The 18,970-nt window shown below is 40.0% G+C and carries 15 protein-coding genes; 10 read left to right on the top strand and 5 right to left on the bottom strand.

Going from position 1 to position 18,970, the window contains the following annotated elements; translation table 11 throughout:
* Positions 1-84: 84 nt before the first annotated feature.
* On the top strand, positions 85-1,875 hold the full coding sequence (gene pepF, locus ACNQGS_RS04275; RefSeq protein ID WP_491486274.1) for an oligoendopeptidase F: 1,791 nt from the start codon (positions 85-87) through the stop codon (positions 1,873-1,875).
* A 208-nt stretch (positions 1,876-2,083) separates the two neighbouring features.
* On the opposite strand, the gene ACNQGS_RS04270 is transcribed toward pepF, so the two are convergent.
* Positions 2,084-2,647 carry a hypothetical protein gene (locus ACNQGS_RS04270; protein WP_464494086.1) on the bottom strand — a complete coding sequence of 188 codons (564 nt, stop codon included), beginning with the start codon at positions 2,645-2,647 and terminating at the stop codon, positions 2,084-2,086.
* Between the two features lie 199 nt (positions 2,648-2,846).
* Between ACNQGS_RS04270 and ACNQGS_RS04265 the strand changes: the two genes are divergently transcribed.
* The 7 genes from ACNQGS_RS04265 (at position 2,847) to hprK (ending at position 12,059) form a co-directional block, all read left to right on the top strand.
* Positions 2,847-5,000, top strand: a complete 2,154-nt coding sequence (locus tag ACNQGS_RS04265; RefSeq protein ID WP_491486273.1) for an ATP-binding protein — start codon at positions 2,847-2,849, stop codon at positions 4,998-5,000.
* Positions 4,981-5,640 carry a response regulator transcription factor gene (locus ACNQGS_RS04260; RefSeq protein WP_491486272.1) on the top strand — a complete coding sequence of 220 codons (660 nt, stop codon included), beginning with the start codon at positions 4,981-4,983 and terminating at the stop codon, positions 5,638-5,640. Before ACNQGS_RS04265 ends, ACNQGS_RS04260 begins: the two co-directional genes overlap by 20 nt.
* Before the next feature lie 123 nt (positions 5,641-5,763).
* Complete coding sequence (locus ACNQGS_RS04255) at positions 5,764-7,110, top strand: TrkH family potassium uptake protein (RefSeq protein WP_491486271.1); 1,347 nt, start codon at positions 5,764-5,766, stop codon at positions 7,108-7,110.
* A 331-nt stretch (positions 7,111-7,441) separates the two neighbouring features.
* Entirely contained in the window at positions 7,442-9,001 is a 1,560-nt protein-coding gene (locus ACNQGS_RS04250) for a malate:quinone oxidoreductase (RefSeq protein ID WP_491486270.1), read from the top strand.
* 160 nt (positions 9,002-9,161) lie between these two features.
* Entirely contained in the window at positions 9,162-10,301 is a 1,140-nt protein-coding gene (locus ACNQGS_RS04245) for a sensor histidine kinase (protein ID WP_491486269.1), read from the top strand.
* Positions 10,302-10,310: 9 nt separating this feature from the next.
* Positions 10,311-10,955: a response regulator gene (locus ACNQGS_RS04240; protein ID WP_491486336.1), complete on the top strand. Its 645-nt coding sequence runs from the start codon at positions 10,311-10,313 to the stop codon at positions 10,953-10,955.
* A 168-nt stretch (positions 10,956-11,123) separates the two neighbouring features.
* Entirely contained in the window at positions 11,124-12,059 is a 936-nt protein-coding gene (gene hprK / locus ACNQGS_RS04235; protein ID WP_491486268.1) for an HPr(Ser) kinase/phosphatase, read from the top strand.
* Between the two features lie 59 nt (positions 12,060-12,118).
* Here hprK and ACNQGS_RS04230 read toward each other — a convergent pair whose 3' ends face one another.
* On the bottom strand, positions 12,119-13,267 hold the full coding sequence (locus tag ACNQGS_RS04230) for an MFS transporter (protein ID WP_491486267.1): 1,149 nt from the start codon (positions 13,265-13,267) through the stop codon (positions 12,119-12,121).
* Between the two features lie 79 nt (positions 13,268-13,346).
* On the opposite strand from ACNQGS_RS04230, the gene yeiL reads away from it, so the two are divergent.
* Complete coding sequence (yeiL, locus tag ACNQGS_RS04225; protein WP_491486266.1) at positions 13,347-14,018, top strand: transcriptional regulator YeiL; 672 nt, start codon at positions 13,347-13,349, stop codon at positions 14,016-14,018.
* A 53-nt stretch (positions 14,019-14,071) separates the two neighbouring features.
* Here yeiL and ACNQGS_RS04220 read toward each other — a convergent pair whose 3' ends face one another.
* Entirely contained in the window at positions 14,072-15,583 is a 1,512-nt protein-coding gene (locus ACNQGS_RS04220) for a DHA2 family efflux MFS transporter permease subunit (protein ID WP_464494093.1), read from the bottom strand.
* A gap of 34 nt (positions 15,584-15,617) precedes the next feature.
* On the bottom strand, positions 15,618-16,241 hold the full coding sequence (locus ACNQGS_RS04215) for a TetR/AcrR family transcriptional regulator (protein ID WP_423802237.1): 624 nt from the start codon (positions 16,239-16,241) through the stop codon (positions 15,618-15,620).
* Between the two features lie 223 nt (positions 16,242-16,464).
* Between ACNQGS_RS04215 and ACNQGS_RS04210 the strand changes: the two genes are divergently transcribed.
* Positions 16,465-17,376: a DMT family transporter gene (locus tag ACNQGS_RS04210; protein WP_491486265.1), complete on the top strand. Its 912-nt coding sequence runs from the start codon at positions 16,465-16,467 to the stop codon at positions 17,374-17,376.
* 167 nt (positions 17,377-17,543) lie between these two features.
* Here the strand turns inward: ACNQGS_RS04210 and ACNQGS_RS04205 are convergent, their stop codons facing one another.
* Positions 17,544-18,920 (bottom strand): YheC/YheD family endospore coat-associated protein, encoded by a 1,377-nt coding sequence (locus ACNQGS_RS04205; protein ID WP_491486264.1) that lies wholly within the window; start codon positions 18,918-18,920, stop codon positions 17,544-17,546.
* Between the last annotated feature and the right edge of the window lie 50 nt (positions 18,921-18,970).

The following is an 18,970-nucleotide window of genomic DNA, read 5'->3' as shown; positions in this document are numbered from 1 at the left end:
CCGTGGAAATTTTTTTGTTTTGATTATAACAGCATTCAATTAAATGGTAAAATTAAGTAACTTACAATTGCGAGGGGGATTCACATGACTATTTCCTATAAGACAAGGGTTGAGGTGCCGGAAAAAGAAAAATGGAATTTCGAGGACCTTTATAAAAATCTTAAAGACTGGGAAAATGATTATCTCTGGATTGAAAAAAAGACTGCTGAATTGAAGAAATATGACGGTGCGATTCACAATGGAGAGTCGCTTTATGATTATCTATCCGAAAAAGAGGAAGTTTCCAGTAAATTAAATCTTGTCTATGTATACGGCATGCTCCAGGCCGATGTAGACACCCGAGATGCTTTGGCGCAATCGCTCGTTGACCGTGCCAAGCAGCTTTCCGTAAAAATAAGCGCAGCTTCATCATTTTTTATGCCATTTTTATTGAGTTTAGAGGAAAGCACATTAAGAGAATATATTGAACAAGAACCGCGGTTAAAATATTTTGAACAGGACCTTTTTGAAGCTTTCCGATATAAAGCACATGTTTTGACCAAGGAAAAAGAAGAGATCTTATCCAACTTAGGCGAGGCCCTTTCTGCACCAAGCTACACCTACAGTATGATCAACAACGCCGATATCAAATTCGGCGAGGTGACGAATGATGAAGGAATGAAAGTCGAACTTACGCGTGGCATGTACTCAAAGTTAATTGAAGATGAGGATCGAGACAAACGGAGGGAAGCGTACAAGGCTTATTATCAGCCGTATTTGCAATTGAAAAATTCGATTGCTTCGACTTTGTCTGCAAACGTTAAAACAAATGCGACGTTGGCCCGCTTGCGGAACTACCCATCCGCTTTAGAAAAAGGTTTGTTCGGGGATATGGTCCCAAAAGAGGTCTATGAAAATCTGATTACTGCGACAAAAGCCAACATTGGACCGTTGCATCAATATGGCTCTATTCGAAAAAAACTGCTTGGCTTGGAAGAGTTGCGCCAGTACGATCTGAACGTTCCTCTGGTTCCTGGTGTGAAATTAGAGATTACCTATGAAGAAGCGTATGAAACGATTTTAAAAGCTTTGACACCCCTGGGCGAAGATTACGTTAATACACTGAAAACCTTTAAAGATGCCCGCTACATCGATGTCCGGGAAACACCGGGTAAGCGTTCTGGTGCTTACAACCTTGGTGTCTACAGCGTTCATCCATTTGTGCTGTTAAACCAACATGATGATTTGGATAGTATGTTCACCATGATTCACGAATTCGGTCACGCCATGCATTCCTGGTATTCCAGCAAGCATCAGCCTAGAATCTCCGCCGGCTACAGCATTTTTGTAGCCGAAGTGGCTTCGACGGTGAACGAAGTACTATTGATTCATTATTTGTTAGAAAAAGAAACAAATCATGAGATACGGAAATACTTGCTCAATCACTTTATTGACCAATTTAGAGGAACTTTCTTTACACAGGTCATGTTCGCCGAATTTGAAAAAATCACCCATGAATATGCTGAAAGCGGAAAACCTTTAAACGCTAATGTATTTAGTGAAATTTACGAATCTTTATTTAGGCAATATAACGGGGACGAAGTGGTGTTTGATGAGGAAGTGAAATTCGGCTGGTCACGGATCCCGCATTTTTACCGACCTTTCTATGTGTACAAATACGCAACCGGCTTTGCTTCTGCCATTCATATTGCTGAACTGCTATTAAGCGGGGACGAATCGGCCGTCAATGCTTACCTTGAATTTTTGAAGAGCGGCAGCTCCGATTATCCGCTCGAGTTGTTAAAGAAAACTGGTGTAGATTTATCTAAACCGGAACCGATTGACAATGCTTTGAAACGGTTTGAGCAGTTGATTAGTGAATTTGCAGCTTTATAGGTTAATTGAAAAAGCTCCAAAGCCAGAGATTTAGGCGTTGGAGCTTTTTTAATCATAATAATTTGCGATTCGCCGATATATTTGGAAAATTCGCTGATAAAATTGGAAATTCGCCGATATAATGAAAAATTCGCTGATATGTGCAAAGAATTCGCTGATATCTTTAAAAAATCCGCTGATATATTACTTTAAAGATAAAATCATAATTTTATGAGGCAATTTCCTCTTTTTTAACAGTAACAACGTTGATTCCTTTTCCAGTGAAGATGGAGTAACCCATCAGTACATATGTCAATCCCCAGAAGAAGGCGAAGAAATCACCGAGGAACGGAAGGCCAAGACAGACAAGCATCAGCAAGAACACAATTGCGTACCAGCGAGGGAACACTTTTGCGCGAAAGGTAACAATCATCAGGATGACCGTGGCAAGCAGCAGCCCTCCGTAGGAGAGACTATTCGCAAGATTGACGAACAAGCCGTCTTTCGGATAATCGCCGTAAGCGAACAAACCATAGAATGTCGCCGATAGCATTAAGTTTCCTGCAGAAAGAATAAGACCGGAGATGAAACCGAAAACCCCTGTCTGCCGTGACTGGGACATAAACAAAGCCATAGACGAGATTGCCATTAATATACTTGCGGCAAAAGCGAAGATTAGTTCAGGTGTGCTGTCTGACCCCCAAATCAAACCTGACGGCGTCATCCCCATTCTAGCGATTCCCCCTAAGAAAGCAATAAACCCAAGAACCTTAACAATTTTTTCTAACGTCATGTTTTCCAACTCCCTTTGTATTGTTGTTTACGAATTAATCGTATCAAAGGGGAATTCCTAATTTGAAGGGAGGGGGATTCCCATTTCAATCGGGAAGTTTTTATGGGAATAAATAGGAAAAACCAAATCTATACAGAAGTTGGTCATCTTGTTATAATTTTCCTATATCTTAGGTACAAAAGGTGGGGATCATTCCTGGATGAATGGAGTAAGTAAGAAATTTTTCTTGTTTCAAGTCTTGGTGATTGTTTTTTCTATATTGACCTTAGTATTTTTCATTCAATCCATTCCTGGTTATTATGACGCCCTACGAAACGAATGTATCCTCAAGTCCTGCAGTTCCTTGGCACCTGCGCCCCCTACAACGATTGCAGCGTTGAGCAATTCCCATTTAAATCCTGACAGTTATGCTGCTTTATTTGTCATCATTGAATCCACGTTCGCCTTCCTATATTTCACTGCAGCTATCATCATTTTTATTAAAAGCAGGCGGGATATGATGGGGCTTTTGGCAGTATTGGCATTGGTCACATATGGGTCAACCTACACATCATTGGTATACCTTGCATCAGATGGCCGCGAATTGGTAGACCAGTTTCCGGAAATCATCGGGGCTGTAGGTAGAATGGCTCTAGTCTTATTCTTCTTAATATTTCCAAACGGACGTTTTATTCACCGCTGGCCGCTTGTTCTGTTTACTCCTTTTTGTATCATCCAGTTCATTAGTTTGATATTTCCAGGCACGGCTGTTGATTTATTAAATTGGTCGAGCACGGCGAGACTACTTTATTATGGATTCATGATTTCTGTAACGATTTTTTCACAAATCTATCAATATAAAAAAATATCCAGCCAGGTCGAGCGGCAGCAAACCAAATGGGTGGTCTATGGATTTTCGCTCTCATTTCTGGGGTCAATTATCATAAGCGGATTTTTTGTCTATCCGATTTTCGGCGAAAATCCAGTATCCTACCTCTATTTAAGTGCATTATTATATAGCGTTGTTGCCATCATACCATTAACATTAGCATTCGCAATTCTCCGTCATCGCCTGTGGGATATCGACCCGGTTGTGAACCGTACGATTGTTTATGGCACCTTGTCGCTGACTATTATTCTTCTATACTCATTTTTAGTTTTCTATTTTAGCAGCATATTTAAGACAGATAATAACTTCATCATTTCCATAGTGGCAACCGCCATTGTGGCAATTCTTTTTGCGCCATTAAAAGAAAGATTACAGGGTATTGTGAACAGGCTGATGAAGGGAAGGCATGATGATCCGTATACGGTTCTGAAAGAACTTGGCGATCATTTGATCAAACCCATTGCTCCTGAAGAGATGCTAAACGTTGTGACGGTTACAATACGGGATGCCCTTCGCCTGCCCTTCGCCGGGATTTTCGTTAATATTAACGGAAAAGAGACACTCGCTGCAGCATCGGGAAAAGTAAAGTTTGATATCCACACATTACCAATTATTCATGGAGGAGAAGAGCTAGGGACACTTCATTTATCAAGCAGGTCGTTAAATGAGGTATTTACTGGTGAGGACAATAAACTTATTGAGGTTCTTCTCCGCCAAGCTGGTCCCGTTCTTCAAAATGTGAAAATGACTTTGGGAATGAAATTACTGGCAAATGACCTGCAGCAGTCACGGGAAAGATTGGTGCTGGCCCGTGAAGAGGAACGGCTCCATATTCGCCGCAACCTTCATGATGACCTTGCCCCCCGGCTCATGTCATTAGCTTTTAACGTCGCGGCAGCCGAGCAATATATTGAAAGAAATCCAGCGAAAGCCTTGGAGTTAATGGAGGGGCTGCGTCAAGTAATTCGTTCAACTGTAGATGAAATTCGTACGATGGTCCATGGGTTACGCCCACCGACACTCGATGAATTCGGACTGCTGGGTTCAATTCAGGCGAGGGTGGACGAAATCAGGAAAACGTCGGGAGAAGTGTCTGCCACATCGGAAGTTAGTTCCATTGAAATTTTCTTGGAAGCCCCGGAAAGTTTGCCTGTATTGCCCGCAGCTGTTGAGGTGGCAGCGTACCGGATTATAACGGAAGCACTAGTCAATGTAATCCGTCACGCGAATGCGACCAAATGTACAGTTCGTTTAACAATTGTCGAAAATACACTAGAACTTGAGGTTACGGATAATGGTGTTGGGTTTCCTGATAAGCTGAGGCCATCCCAAAACGGAGGAATTGGTTTAACATCGATAAGAGAGCGAGCATTGGAGCTTGGCGGGAAATGTGAAATGGAATCTCTAGAAACGGGTGGAGCACGAGTAAGGGCAGTGCTGCCTTTTTCGACAGGAGTGATGAGGGATGAGGATAGTTTTAGCTGATGACCATCCGTTGTTTCGCGGAGGAGTTCGAAATTTGATTCAAACAACGGATGACTTAGAAGTGGTTGGCGAGGCTGCCACAGGAGAGGAAGCTGTAGAAATGGCATCCTCACACCAACCGGATGTCATTGTCATGGATATCCGTATGCCAGGACTAAATGGAATTGAAGCCACTCAAATCATAAAGGAAAAATTTCCGAAAATAAAAATTCTAATTGTCACGATGCTGAAAAATGATAAATCTGTTTTTACGGCAATGAAAATGGGTGCAAGCGGGTATGTGTTAAAGGATGCTGGAGAAATGGAACTCCTTCATTCCATCCGCATGGTTGGAAATGGTGGTGCCGTGTTCAGCGCGGACATTGCCGCACGGATGATGCAATATTTTTCAAAAACAGAAGAGATTGAATCGGTAAATCCTGTATTGGCCGACCTAACTGCCCGTGAAAAGGAAATATTGGAGTTGATTGTCGAGGAAAAAACAAATGCACATATTGCTGCTAGGCTCCATTTAAGTGTGAAAACTGTAGCAAATCATGTTACGAATATCCTTAATAAATTGCAGGCCGCCGACCGGCATGAGGCTAAGAAAATTTTTAAAACCTCGCGAAGTTGGGAAGAATCTGAAATGGAATCATGAAAGGAAACAACACGCGGGAAAAGAAATACTTGTTTACAAATCCTACTCCCGAGAGTAAGATATGATTCATAAATTTAACCATATTTACACATTTTATATCTAACCAAACAAAGGGGAGTATTTGTGGAGTTAATCAAGAAAAAAGGGAAGTTTATCCAGCTGCATCCTGCTCAAATTCTGGTGATCGGATTTGCGGTACTTATTTTACTAGGTACACTTTTATTAATGCTGCCCATATCGACTTATGAGGAGGGAAGGGGCCTCCATTTTGTTGATGCCTTATTCGAGGCAACGTCTGCCGTCTGCGTAACTGGCCTGGCGGTTGTGGATACAGGAACAACCTTTACCATTTTCGGCCAGCTGGTAATGCTTTTCTTAGTTCAGATTGGCGGTTGGGGATTTATGACGATCGGCATATTCATGTTCATCATCCTCGGAAAGAAAATTGGCTTGAAAGAAAGATTGCTGCTTCAAGATTCGCTAAACCTATTTACACTTTCAGGTGTGGTAAAACTTGTCTCCAAAATCATCATGATAACTTTAATTGTAGAGATAACAGGGGCGCTTATTTTAGCGATCCGCTGGTCATTTGAGATGCCGTGGACCAAAGCCTTATATTACGGATTTTTTCATTCGATATCCGCTTTTAACAATGCCGGTTTTGGCCTGGAACCAGACAATCTCAGTAAATGGGTCGGGGATCCGACCGTCAATTTAGCCATCACTTCATTATTTATCATCGGCGGAATTGGTTTCACCGTCATTTTGGATGTCTGGCAGAAAAAATCTTTACGTAAGCTGTCCCTTCATTCCAAAGTGGCACTGCTTGTGACATTAATCCTTAATGTTGTGGGAACAATCATTATATTAATCTCTGAATTTCATAACCCCGCAACGATTGGAAACCTAAGCTGGAACGATAAATTCTGGGCCTCCTATTTTCAAGGCGTCGTACCAAGAACAGCCGGCTTTAATACCATTGATATTGGACATATGACGCTGTCCTCACAAGTTTTTACGATGGCATTGATGTTTATCGGCGCTTCTTCTGGCTCTACCGGTGGGGGAATTAAGGTTACGACCTTTGCCATTATCATATTTGCCTTTTGGACAGTGTTGACGAATCGAAGCGATGTTAATATTTTTAAAAGAAGAATTTCCTGGAGCTTGGTCAATAAATCCTTATCCATTGGGGTGTCAGCCATCATTTTTGTCTTCACGATTTTCTTTTTGCTGACCTACACCGAGGATATGCCGATGAATAAGCTGCTTTTTGAAACCATTTCGGCATTCGGAACAGTCGGATTGTCAACAGGTATCACAGGGGATTTATCGCCTTATGGAAAACTTTTAATCACCTTAATGATGTTCATCGGTCGCCTTGGGCCATTAACCATGGCATTCGCACTCATGTCGAAGCGCCAAGAAGCAAGACTTAGATATGCTGAAGAAAAGATATTAATAGGATAATTGAAATATAGTCCCGTGTATAGGTAAACGGTGCGGTTTATAATTATTCATCGTAAAAAGTATTTTTACAAAAGTGTAAGCGATTGCCAAATGGATTGATAAAAACAGGGCATTGTGGTTGGTCTTCTCACTTTTACCAGCTTTTAAATAGCTTACTAACTATTATTATAGTAATAAATATTTAAATCTATCGATATTAGTGATACACTATATAAAGGAATTAATTGATCCAGAAAAGGTGTGTAACAAGTAGCGCCTTAGCTTGCTGTTTGCTTTAAGCAGGGGCGCCAGCATCCTTTCTGCAAATCATACCATATAAGGGATGGGAAAAATGAGTAGCAGACAAACTGAAACAGACGTTATCTTAATTGGTGCCGGAATCATGAGTGCCACTTTAGGGACACTCTTGAAGGAATTAGTACCGGACTGGAAAATTACAGTTTTTGAAAAGCTTGAAAAAGCAGGCGAGGAAAGCTCAAACGAATGGAATAATGCAGGAACTGGACATTCTGCACTGTGCGAGTTGAACTACACTGTAGAAAAACCAGACGGATCAATAGATATCAACAAAGCTATCAAAATTAATGAACAGTTTCAGGTTTCACGACAGTTTTGGTCTTATCTTGTTAACAGTGATCTGATTCGCAATCCGCACGATTTTATTATGCCGCTGCCACATATGAGTATGGTACAAGGGGAAAATAATGTAGAGTTCTTGAAAAAACGTTTTGAAGCACTCTCAAACAATCCATTGTTCCAAGGGATGGAATATTCCGATGAGCCAAAAAAATTGCAAGAATGGATTCCGCTTATTATGGAAGGCCGGACTTCGAAGGAACCAATAGCGGCTACAAAAATTGACTCTGGTACGGATGTTAACTTTGGTGCTTTAACACGCATGTTGACCGAACACTTAAAGAACCAAAACGTTGAAATCAAATACAAACATCAAGTTGATGATATTAAACGTACCGAGGATGGCCTATGGGAATTAAAAGTGTGGAATATGGAAACCGGTGAAATTGAACGCCATACTGCAAAATTTATCTTTATTGGCGGTGGCGGAGGCTCCTTGCCTCTACTGCAAAAAACCGGTATTCCTGAAAGTAAGCATGTTGGAGGATTCCCTGTAAGTGGACTATTCTTAGTATGTAACAATCCTGAAGTTGTAAACAAGCATCATGCAAAAGTATACGGCAAGGCTGCGGTTGGTGCTCCTCCAATGTCAGTGCCGCATCTTGACACACGATTTATCGATAACAAAAAATCATTATTGTTTGGACCATTTGCGGGTTTTTCACCCAAATTTTTGAAAACTGGTTCAAATATGGACTTATTAGGTTCTGTCAAACCAAATAATGTCATTACAATGTTGGCGGCAGGTGCCAAAAACATTCCATTAACAAAATACTTGATCCAACAACTAATGTTATCGAAGGAACAGCGTATCGAAGAGCTGCGCGAATTTATTCCAAATGCAAAAAGCGAAGATTGGGATATCGTGGTAGCCGGACAACGTGTACAAGTTATTAAAGATACAGAAGCGGGCGGTAAAGGAACGCTTCAATTTGGTACTGAAGTGGTTACTGCAGCAGATGGCTCAGTCGCAGCATTGCTCGGTGCTTCACCAGGTGCATCAACAGCTGTTTCCGTCATGCTCGAGATCATAAAAAAATGTTTCCCTCAGCACCGCGAAGCGTGGGAACCAAAAATAAAAGAAATGATACCATCTTATGGCATTTCACTAGTGGAAAACCCAAAGCTTTTCGACGAAATTCATGCTTCAACAGCGTTTGCACTTGGCCTAAGTAAAGGACGCGCACCTGTAAACAATAAGAAGGATTTATCGAAAGAGAAACGTAGTGTAGAAAAGGAACCTGTATCAGTTTAAGTTTATGGGAAGTTTCATGGGGACGGTTCTTCTGCATCAGATGCAGAAGAACCGTCCCCATTTTTCATTTTTGTATGACTTTTGATAGCTATTCAGTTTTTTAGCAGAATAGTATAATGCAATTAAAATAGAAACTAATTGATGGATGTGATGTTATGTCATGGAAAAACATAAAACCCCCTCGGTCATGATGATTTTTCGAATCATCCTGATCATTATGGCTTCGATTGATATTATGGGGCAGTCTCCTTCTTCGATTCCTATAAAGGCGGCTTTCATTATAGGATTAGTTATTTTGCATTTAAATGATATTTTCAGAAATTATTACCAACTATATGAAAAAAATCGTATAATCTACTATATATCGATGTCGGTAAGTATTATAGCAATCGGTTTATATGTGATTCAATTTGATAACATACCGCTAAATATTTATTTTATTTTTCCAATCGTTGAAATTTTTATTTATCGGCCGACTATACAAATTGGTCTGGTCATTCTTCATATTTTCATGTTTGTAATCGGTATGTTTGCTCTTAAGGCAGGAATCCAACAAGCATTAATCCCTTACTTAGCTTTGATGGCCCTAATCTACCTTGTTCGGAGCAACAGCAGGGAAAGGGAGAAGGGAAATCTGCTCAATGCTGAATTAATGGAGGCAAATGCCAAACTGAAGGAAATCACGATTATAAAAGAGCGGACTAGAATTGCCCAGGAGCTCCACGATTCCATTGGCCATGCTCTGATCGCCTTAAAAATGCACCTGGAATTTGCCGATAATATGATGGATTCAAACCCAGAAAAATCAAAGGATGTCATGAAGAAAGCCTTAGTCATTTCGCAAACATCGATAACGAACCTTCGTAAAGCAGTTGACGTTTTAAAGGATAATCAAGCATGGAAAGTTAAGGTTAAACTGCGCGACTCTATTGAGGATTTAATAGATAGCTTGCAAACCGCCGGCAGATTGCAATTTGAATTATTTTTCGATGACACCGTTGAGTTCGCAAGCCGCGACATTCAAAATGGAATTTTTGAAACCGTGAGGGAAGCTATTACGAACGGGATTAAGCATGGGAATGCCCATACGTTTCATATTGATATTTTTGTAAATGAAAAAAAGGCGCTGGTGAAAGTAGAGGACGACGGGGAAGGGTGTACCGATATAAAAAAATCCCACGGCCTGCGGGGAATGGAGGAACGAATCCATTTATTGAGAGGGAGTATTCAGTTTGTGTCGGCCAAGGGACACGGTTTTGCGGTGGAAGCAGAAATTCCATTTGTGACAAATGTGGAGTGATGAAAAGTGATTGACGTGATAATTGTAGATGACCAAGGAATTGTCCGGGATGGTTTAAAAATGTTGCTTAGTTTAAATGAAGAGATTCGAATCATCGGGGAAGCAACGAATGGGGAAGAACTTATTGCATTATTGGAAAGAATGACGCCTAATGTGATACTAATGGACATTAGAATGCCTGTCATGAATGGTATCGAGGCTACAAAAGCAGTTAAGGAAAAATATCCAAATGTGAAAGTAATCATCTTAACCACCTTTAATGAAGATGAGTATATTTTTAACGGACTGAAGAATGGGGCAGACGGTTTTATTCTAAAGGACTCCGACCTAAAAGAGATTATTAAGGCAATAAAGGCCGCACACGAAGGAACGATGCTACTTCACTCAGATGTAACAAGTAAACTAATCAGCGTCCTCCGGAATGTTCCTGAATCTCAGCAGGCACCTACCGCGGAAAAGAAAGACTTGTCCAAAATACTTACACCAAGAGAAATAGAAGTCGTGGAACAAATTATGCAAGGAAAAAGCAATAAGACCATCAGCGCGACATTATTTTTATCAGAAGGAACAGTTAAAAACTATGTTTCCCGCATTCTAGATAAGCTAGAACTCAAAAGCCGTTCCGAGTTGATTATTTATTTAAAGGAAAAGTGATGCATGGGGACGGGTTTTATGTTTCTTCGTCCTTTACCAGAAATACCGTGGGAGTATTCTACATGGTCAAGGATTGCTAGAAACAACAATTTATTTTGATAATGATGATGATTCCATTAATCTAAGTATAATGCAATTATATAAAGACTAATTGAGGGGAGTTTAGAAGTGAAGAAAATAACAGTTGAAAACTTGGTAGAGAAGTTTTCATTGAAGGTGCTTGCTGGTGAAAGTAAGCTTCAGAATGTGATAACGCAATCACGGGTGCATCGTCCGGGCTTGGAATTTGTTGGCCATTTTGACTTTTTTCCAACAGAGCGAGTTCAAATTTTAGGAAAAAAGGAAGTTACTTATTTACATAGGTTAAGTAAAGAGGAACGTAAAATTCGAATCGGAAATATTGTCCATTATCATCCGCCATGCTTTATCGTAACTTGTGGTGAAGAAGGACTTACCTATTTGAATCAACATTGTGTTGAACAGGGCATCCCCTTGTTGTTGACAAATAAGACTGAGATTACATCAGAGTTTATTCCCAAATTGGATGCGTATTTAGTGAAAGAATTAGCACCAGAAATTGCTGTGCATGGAGTTTGTATGAATGTATCCGGTATTGGGGTCTTAATTCGCGGAAATTCGGGGGTCGGAAAAAGCGAGACAGCACACACCTTAATTCGCCGGGGACATCGGCTGGTAGCGGATGATATTGTTGTTCTAAAAAAGCTTAGTCATCAAACCATTCTGGGTACTCATGATGAGAAAACCAAGGAGTTTTTGGCTCTTCGCAGTATTGGGCTGCTAAATGTAGTTCGGTTATATGGACGCAAGGCTTTTCAGGACGAGACACGAATCGCGCTGGATATTAATTTGACCAGATGGGAAAAAGATGCCTTGTATAACGATTTGGATCAAGAAGTTCACGCTACAGACTATATGGGTGTTAAGATTCCTTCCATTGAAATCCAACTCCAGCCAGGACGTGATGTAGCAGGGTTAATCGAAGCAGCTGCAAATAACTGGTATTTGAAGCAGCAAGGTTACAGCGCTGCAGAAGAGTTCCTGAGCAGGATAGAGGCTGATATTACGAATTCTAGTATTGAGTAAATGCAAAGGAAATACCAAGGGAGGGTTTTTGTGCATCATAGGATGCACAAGAACCCTCCTTATTTTTCAAGTTTCCGATATACAAGTGCAAGCACCATCGATGGGATGGAACAAACAATCATGCCGATAAAGGCGAATCGCGGCTCGATTTCATATAGATAGCCGCCGAATATAGTGAATACCGCTGTGCTCCAACTTAACGCAAGTGCTGAATACATACCTTGTGCATTCGGTATCTGCTGGTGCGGTATATTTTTGATCAAGTATTTCATAAAGGCGTAATGACCCATGGCGAACGAAAGAGAATGCAAAACTTGCGAAATAGAGAAGACCAACACATTTGGAAAAATAAATACTAATATCCAACGTACAGTTGAACCTAAAGCTGAAAGTGCTAGTAAAGACCCTGCAGAAAATCGCTGGAAATACCGATCGGCAATTAAGAAGAAAATGATTTCTGCGATCACGGCAATGTTCAGGATTACGCCGATTAAATATTTAGGTGGATGTATTTCTTGTAAAAAAATATATCCATAGGTGTAATAAGTTGCATGGGCAGCCTGCAGTAAGATCACAATCACAAGCACCAAACCAAAGTGTTTGATGCGAAATAAGTTCAGCATTCTTGCTTTTTTTGTTTGGTTCGGTTGTGGTTTTTCAGATAAAACCAACGGTGCTGGCATAAGGCCTAGCCCAACGAAAACCATAGTACCGATTAAGAGCGCCCATAAAATGACTATATCCCCAAGTGCTCCTGTAAAGACTGTTAAGACCATGCCAGCAACGACAAACCCTATAGACCCCCATGAACGACTCTTTCCATAATGTTTTAATTGCTTACTCTGTACTAGGATGCCAGCCGCGGTATCCAGAGCAGGCATCAATGTAGGGTAAAAAAAGTTTATTAGCAGCGTTACCAGTAGTATGCTGGCAAAGGAATTCGAAGGAATATAACACAGAATGGAAACCAATGTCCCAATTGCCATCCCATTTAATAAAGTTTTACTGCTGAACTTCCTCGAAAAATATGGATACGCCATTAATGTGGAAATGCCCCGAACAACCAAACCTAAACTCATAATTAAACTGGCTTGTGAAATCGAAATTCCTTTTGTATGAATCATCCAACCCGTCCAATAGGGAAGGAAGACGCCCCAAGTTAAATAAAAAGTAAAAAACTGACTGCTCATCCAACGTTGTGTGTTCAATTTGTTTCACCTCATGATTTGCATGATATCATGTGGAACCGTACAATAATATGAGATATCTCATATTCTGAGGTGAATTATGGAAATTTATAATAATGAAAAAAGGAAACGATACTTGGAAGAACACTCCATTGCCCATTTATTTTCTTTTCCAATTGACGAGTTTGTAGAGGTGCGTGAATATAAACGAGATGAGTGGATTATTCAAGAGGGAATGCGACCGGATTTTTTATATTATGTCATTGAAGGCAAAGCGAAGATTTATTTAACGCATCTAAATGGGAAAGTTTCGTTAATTAACTTTATCAATGAGAACGAATATGTAGGAGAAATGGAATTATTAAACGATGTGTACTATACAAAAGGGATTCAAGCCACTACAAAGACGGTTTGCTTTGCCCTTCCTTTTCATCGCTTCCGCACACAGCTGCTAGAAGATGTGGTGTTCTTGCGTGAATTGACAAAGTTATTAAGTGCCAAAGCAACAAAAATGGCCGCAAAATATTCGCAAAGCCTCGCGTTCCCGCTTGAAAACCGGCTTGCCGAATTTATTTTGCAAACAGCTGATGAAAGAATATATAAGGAAAAACATGTTTCGGTATGTGACTTTTTAGGAGTTTCATACCGCCACCTGCTGCACGTGCTCGGGCAATTTTGCGAAAAAGGCTATTTAAAAAAGGAGGGGCGCCACTACCGCATTCAACAGCTGAGCGCCTTGGAAGAATTGGCAGGAATGTTGAGAGCAGAATGAAGCATGGGGACGGTTCTTGTGCATCAAATGAAGAACCGTCCCCCCAAAAACCATTAATGTGCTACCGCTTTGGTAGGATTATTTTTTTGCTGGTCTAATTGTCTTACCGACTCTTTGCTTGTATCGACTCGTTTAACGAATAAGGCTAGAATTAGGGCGACAATATTTATGCCAAGTGCTACATAGAATGAATATTGAATGCCTGCTAATAGAGCTTTCTGTGTTAATAGCGCTTTTGAAGCAGCGGTAAAGGTTGTTGGATCTACGCCAGCCACTAGGCTTTGAGCTTCTGTTTTAGTAACGGAATTCATAATGGTAACAAGAACCGCTGTACCAATTGAACCTGACACCTGCTGTGCGGTGTTATTTACAGCTGTACCGTGCGGATTCAAGCGCGTTGGCAATTGGTTAAGTCCGTTTGTCATAATTGGCATCATTACCATTGACATCCCAAACATACGGAGAGTGTAAACAAGTATTATATAGGCGTGGCTTGAGTCTATTTGCAGGTTTGCCAGCATATAAGTTGAAATGGCTGTAACGACAAGTCCTGTTACACCAAGAATGCGAGGACCAAATTTATCGAATAATTTCCCTGTTATCGGCGACATTATCCCCATCACAATCGCACCAGGGAGCATCATTAATCCTGAATCAAGCGGGGAAATGCCACGGACATTTTGTACATATGCCGGTGTTAAAATCATCCCGGAGAACATCGCTACTGCATTGACAATCGCGATAACTGAGCCAAGTGCAAACATGGGATATTTGTAGACACGTAAATCCAGTAATGGTTCAGCCATTTTTAATTGACGGACGATAAAGGCAATTAAGGCAATAGCGCCAACGATTAAAGTGGTTAAGACGATTGTATCTGTCCAGCCGTCTGAGCTTGCAGAACTGAAACCATATAACAAACCGCCAAAGCCGATAGAAGATAATACAACTGAGAAATAATCCAGTTTGGCATTTTTATTTTGTTCCATTACATTCTCAAGCTTCCAAATGGCTAATACTAAACTAATGACAGCTAAGGGCAAAATCATTTCGAACAGTAAACGCCAGTCATAATTTTCTACAATATAACCAGATAAAGTCGGCCCAATTGCAGGAGCTGTAATCATAACTAATCCGAATACTCCCATTGCTGTTCCGCGTTTTTCCCGTGGGAAGCTGATTAGCATCACATTCATTAATAATGGCCCCATTACGGAAGAACCTGCTGCTTGAACCAATCGCCCGGTAAGTAATACACTAAAGTTTGGAGCATAGGCTGCTAATGCAGTACCTAGTGTGAAAATGGCGAGAGATGTTATAAATAAACGACGATTCGAAAAGCGTGTTAACAAAAATGCTGAGGCAGGAATTAAAACGCCGCTAACTAGCATATATCCTGTTGCAAGCCACTGGATAGTGGAATAATCTTTAATATTTAAATCTGTCATCATTGATGGCAGCGCTACATTTAAAAGTGAATTATTTAAAAAGGAAACAAATGCTCCGACAAATAAAATCGCAAGCATTAAATAGGGTGTTTTCTTTTGTTGTAATGTTGAATCCATATATGTTTTCTCCTTTTTATCCCTTTAAGGGAGTTCATTGGTGTTCTACTTTATATAACCCGCGTTTTAGCAAGTCAAGCTGGCTAATATAATTTTGAAAAGTTTCTTCATCCGATAAATCCTTAACAAACATTTGCACGAGGTTATGGAATGTGACTGCGTTTATTATTTTTATAACGTGATGCAGCTCTTGTTCATCCTTAATGCTTAAATTACTTATGTTAATTAAGTTAACCATATCTAAATATCGTTTTTTCTGATCCTCTTCATAAATGTTATTGGCCAAAGTATTTTGCATTTTATAGTTCATATTTAAAAAAGCATTTTTAAAAAGATTTTGGTGCTCCGGATTTCTAAGGTATTTGATCATTAATTGAAATGAGTCAATAAACGTATTAAATAAATCACCGTCATAAGTCTTTAGGGTTGAAACAAATCTCTCATAATTTATTTGTGAGAGCCGGCTTAACAAGTAATAAAACAGATCCTCTTTGTCCTCAAAATATTGGTAAAAGCTTCCTCTAGGTATTCCAGCATCTTTGATAATGTTGGCAATGGATGCTTCGTGTAATGGGACCCTAGAGAATTCTTTCCTGGCAGATTGAATTAAAGTGTCTTGTTTATCTTTAGGTAAATGAAAAAACGTTTGTTTAGGCATCAATATTCTCCTGTCTGAGGTATGACAATGTGTCACAATTCTTGATAAGAAGTATTATATGTGACACATTGTCATAAGTCAACACCAAAAATGACACTGTGTCATATTTATTTAGTAAATCGAAAAGCACAATTCAAACAATATTCTGAAAAAGGTGATAGAATGGAAAATGTGAAATAATTTACATCATTAATACATTGTTTAGGGGAGGTACTTTTAAAAAATGGAGCAATTGTCCAGAACAAAGACGGCCCTTGGCATTGCTTTTGTTGTTCTAATTTGGGGAACAATGTGGCCGGTCTACAAAGTGTCTCTCAATTATTCGCCGCCGATGCTTTTTGCCGGACTGCGTGGAGTGATTGGCGGGGTTTTTTTGGCGTTAATTTTAATCCCGCAATGGCGAAAAATTCAATGGAAAAAAACGTGGTCTATTTATCTTATTTCAACATTTTTTAATATCCTTATGTTCAACGGTATCCAGATGATTGGCTTGCAGTATCTTCCTTCCGGCTTATTTAGCGTTATTGTGTATCTGCAGCCCGTGCTTGTGGTTTTGCTAGCTTGGATGTGGCTGAAGGAATCCTTATCAGCAAAGAAGATTCTAGGGATGGTCATTGGATTTCTTGGCGTGGTCGTGGTAAGTCTTGAAGGGATGTCGGGAAAAATTTCTGCAATTGGAATTATTCTTGCACTCATTACCGGAATGGGCTGGGCCATCGGTACTGTCTATGTCAAAAAAACTAGTGCACTTGTGCATAACCTATGGCTTGTAGCCATCCAAAATATCATCGGTGGTTTGCTAATGTTTGGTTATGGAGCATACACCGAAAACCTGCACGCCATTCACTGGAACGCTTCATTTGTTTGGAGCCTGCTATATGCGGGTATCTTCGGTGTAACCTTAGCAACAGCTGCCTACTTGAAATTAATGAGTGCAGGTGAAGCCAGCAAGGTTGGTTCCTTCACGTTCCTTGTACCAATGATCAGCGTGGTCATCGGAACATTTATGTTAAACGAGCCGTTTACAGCTAGCTTATTTGGCGGCATGGTATTAATTCTGTTAAGCATTTACCTAATTAACCACAAAGTCTCACGTAAAACGGCTGCAGATATAGGAATGCAGCATGCAAACTAATGAAGGGAAGCGGTTCTGTAAAACCAAAGATCCTTTTTTTATTTGAAATATCGAAGGAGTTTTTTCAATTCAAAAGAAAGCCGCCATTATGGCGGCTTTTGACGTCAACTTGTCAAGCTATGGGGCTTTTAAAGGGTTTCCAGAATATAAATTTATCTATACTCCGTTTAATTTGCATCAGGTGATGCAGCAGAACCGTCCCCGTGTTTCATTCGGTAGCCCGCCAAGTATTGGAAAAATTCACTTAGGCAGCGGGTGGAATGCTGATACTCATTCATAAGACTTTCGCTAATCGTTATCATGTGGCTAGGCTTCGAATTAATTTCAAAGATCCAAATATGACCATTCTTATCAATACCGATATCAATGCCAACCTCTCCAATTAGTTGATTTAGGGAAGATTCCATTGCTGTGACCGCATAGATTGCTGCATCTTTCACTTGATTCGTTAATTCGATACTCCGCTCACGAAATACTTCTTTAAGAACGTCTCTTGAGGTATACTTTCCGGATTGTGTGGTTACTTGATTTTTATTCGTCAAAAAGGGAACCATTGCGGTTGGCTGCCATTTGTTATAACCGTCTTTATTAAGATGGATTCTAAAGTCAAAGGTTTGTTCGTCGACGCAAGCTAGATCGATACCTTGCTGCAAAAGATAGGTGGATAATAATCCATCCTTAAAGTGATGATCAGCGAGGTCGTCTAAACTCTTATAAACCCGAAACACTTCTTGTGAATCTTCACGGTATTGGCATAGAAAGCCTGTCCCATTTTGGTAACATACCTTGAAAATACCATATCCAAAACTTCCTGTTACTGGTTTAAGAAAAATTACTTGGTACCTGTTTAAAAAGTCCTGTATGTCTGAAACGGACGGGGCTAAACATGTATCAGGGATATGTTTCATAATCTCAGGATGGGAATTGAGTTGTTGGTAAACCATGTCTTTATTAAAAAAAGAAGAATTAAACATTTTAGCGCTAGTATAAAGATTGATATTCTTCTTGAAGACGCTAAAAATCTCATTTTGTTCATTTTCCCTCCCATAGATTCGGTTGTAGACCACGTTAGGGAAAGGAACTTGGCATTCCAGCCATTTTTTTGAACCATCTGTTGTCGTCTCGAGAAATGTACCTGTGACGTTTTTTTTCGACCAATTGATTACCTGAGGAGTAAAGAGAAAAATGGATATTGGTTCATTCTTCAGCGTCGACAGTAGATATTCAAAAAATTGAATGTGAGAGCTATCTGCCATTAATATTCCTACTAATGAGCCTATCCGCAGTGTGCCATTATCAAAATGAGCCCTTAACTGGCAGGGGAAAGGGATCATTAACTCTTTTATTAATATTGAGGACAAATAAATTTCTGATTCGTTGCCGTCAATAGGGATAACTTTTGCTACGATAATCCGATGACCAAACTGAATATAATAATTACGCCTGTTTAAACCAAATTCCTTCCACAACTTCCGAGAGATTAATAGTTCCCTGTTTGGGTTCTCCTCAAGAAAATGAATATGAACAATATTATTCTGTGACACTTCATCACCTTTTCAAATTGTTTTATAGTAGTATATTATGTTTGGAATAA

Source organism: Neobacillus sp. PVCKKU3 (genome assembly GCF_058323225.1).
This window is presented reverse-complemented; position numbering and strand designations above follow the sequence as displayed.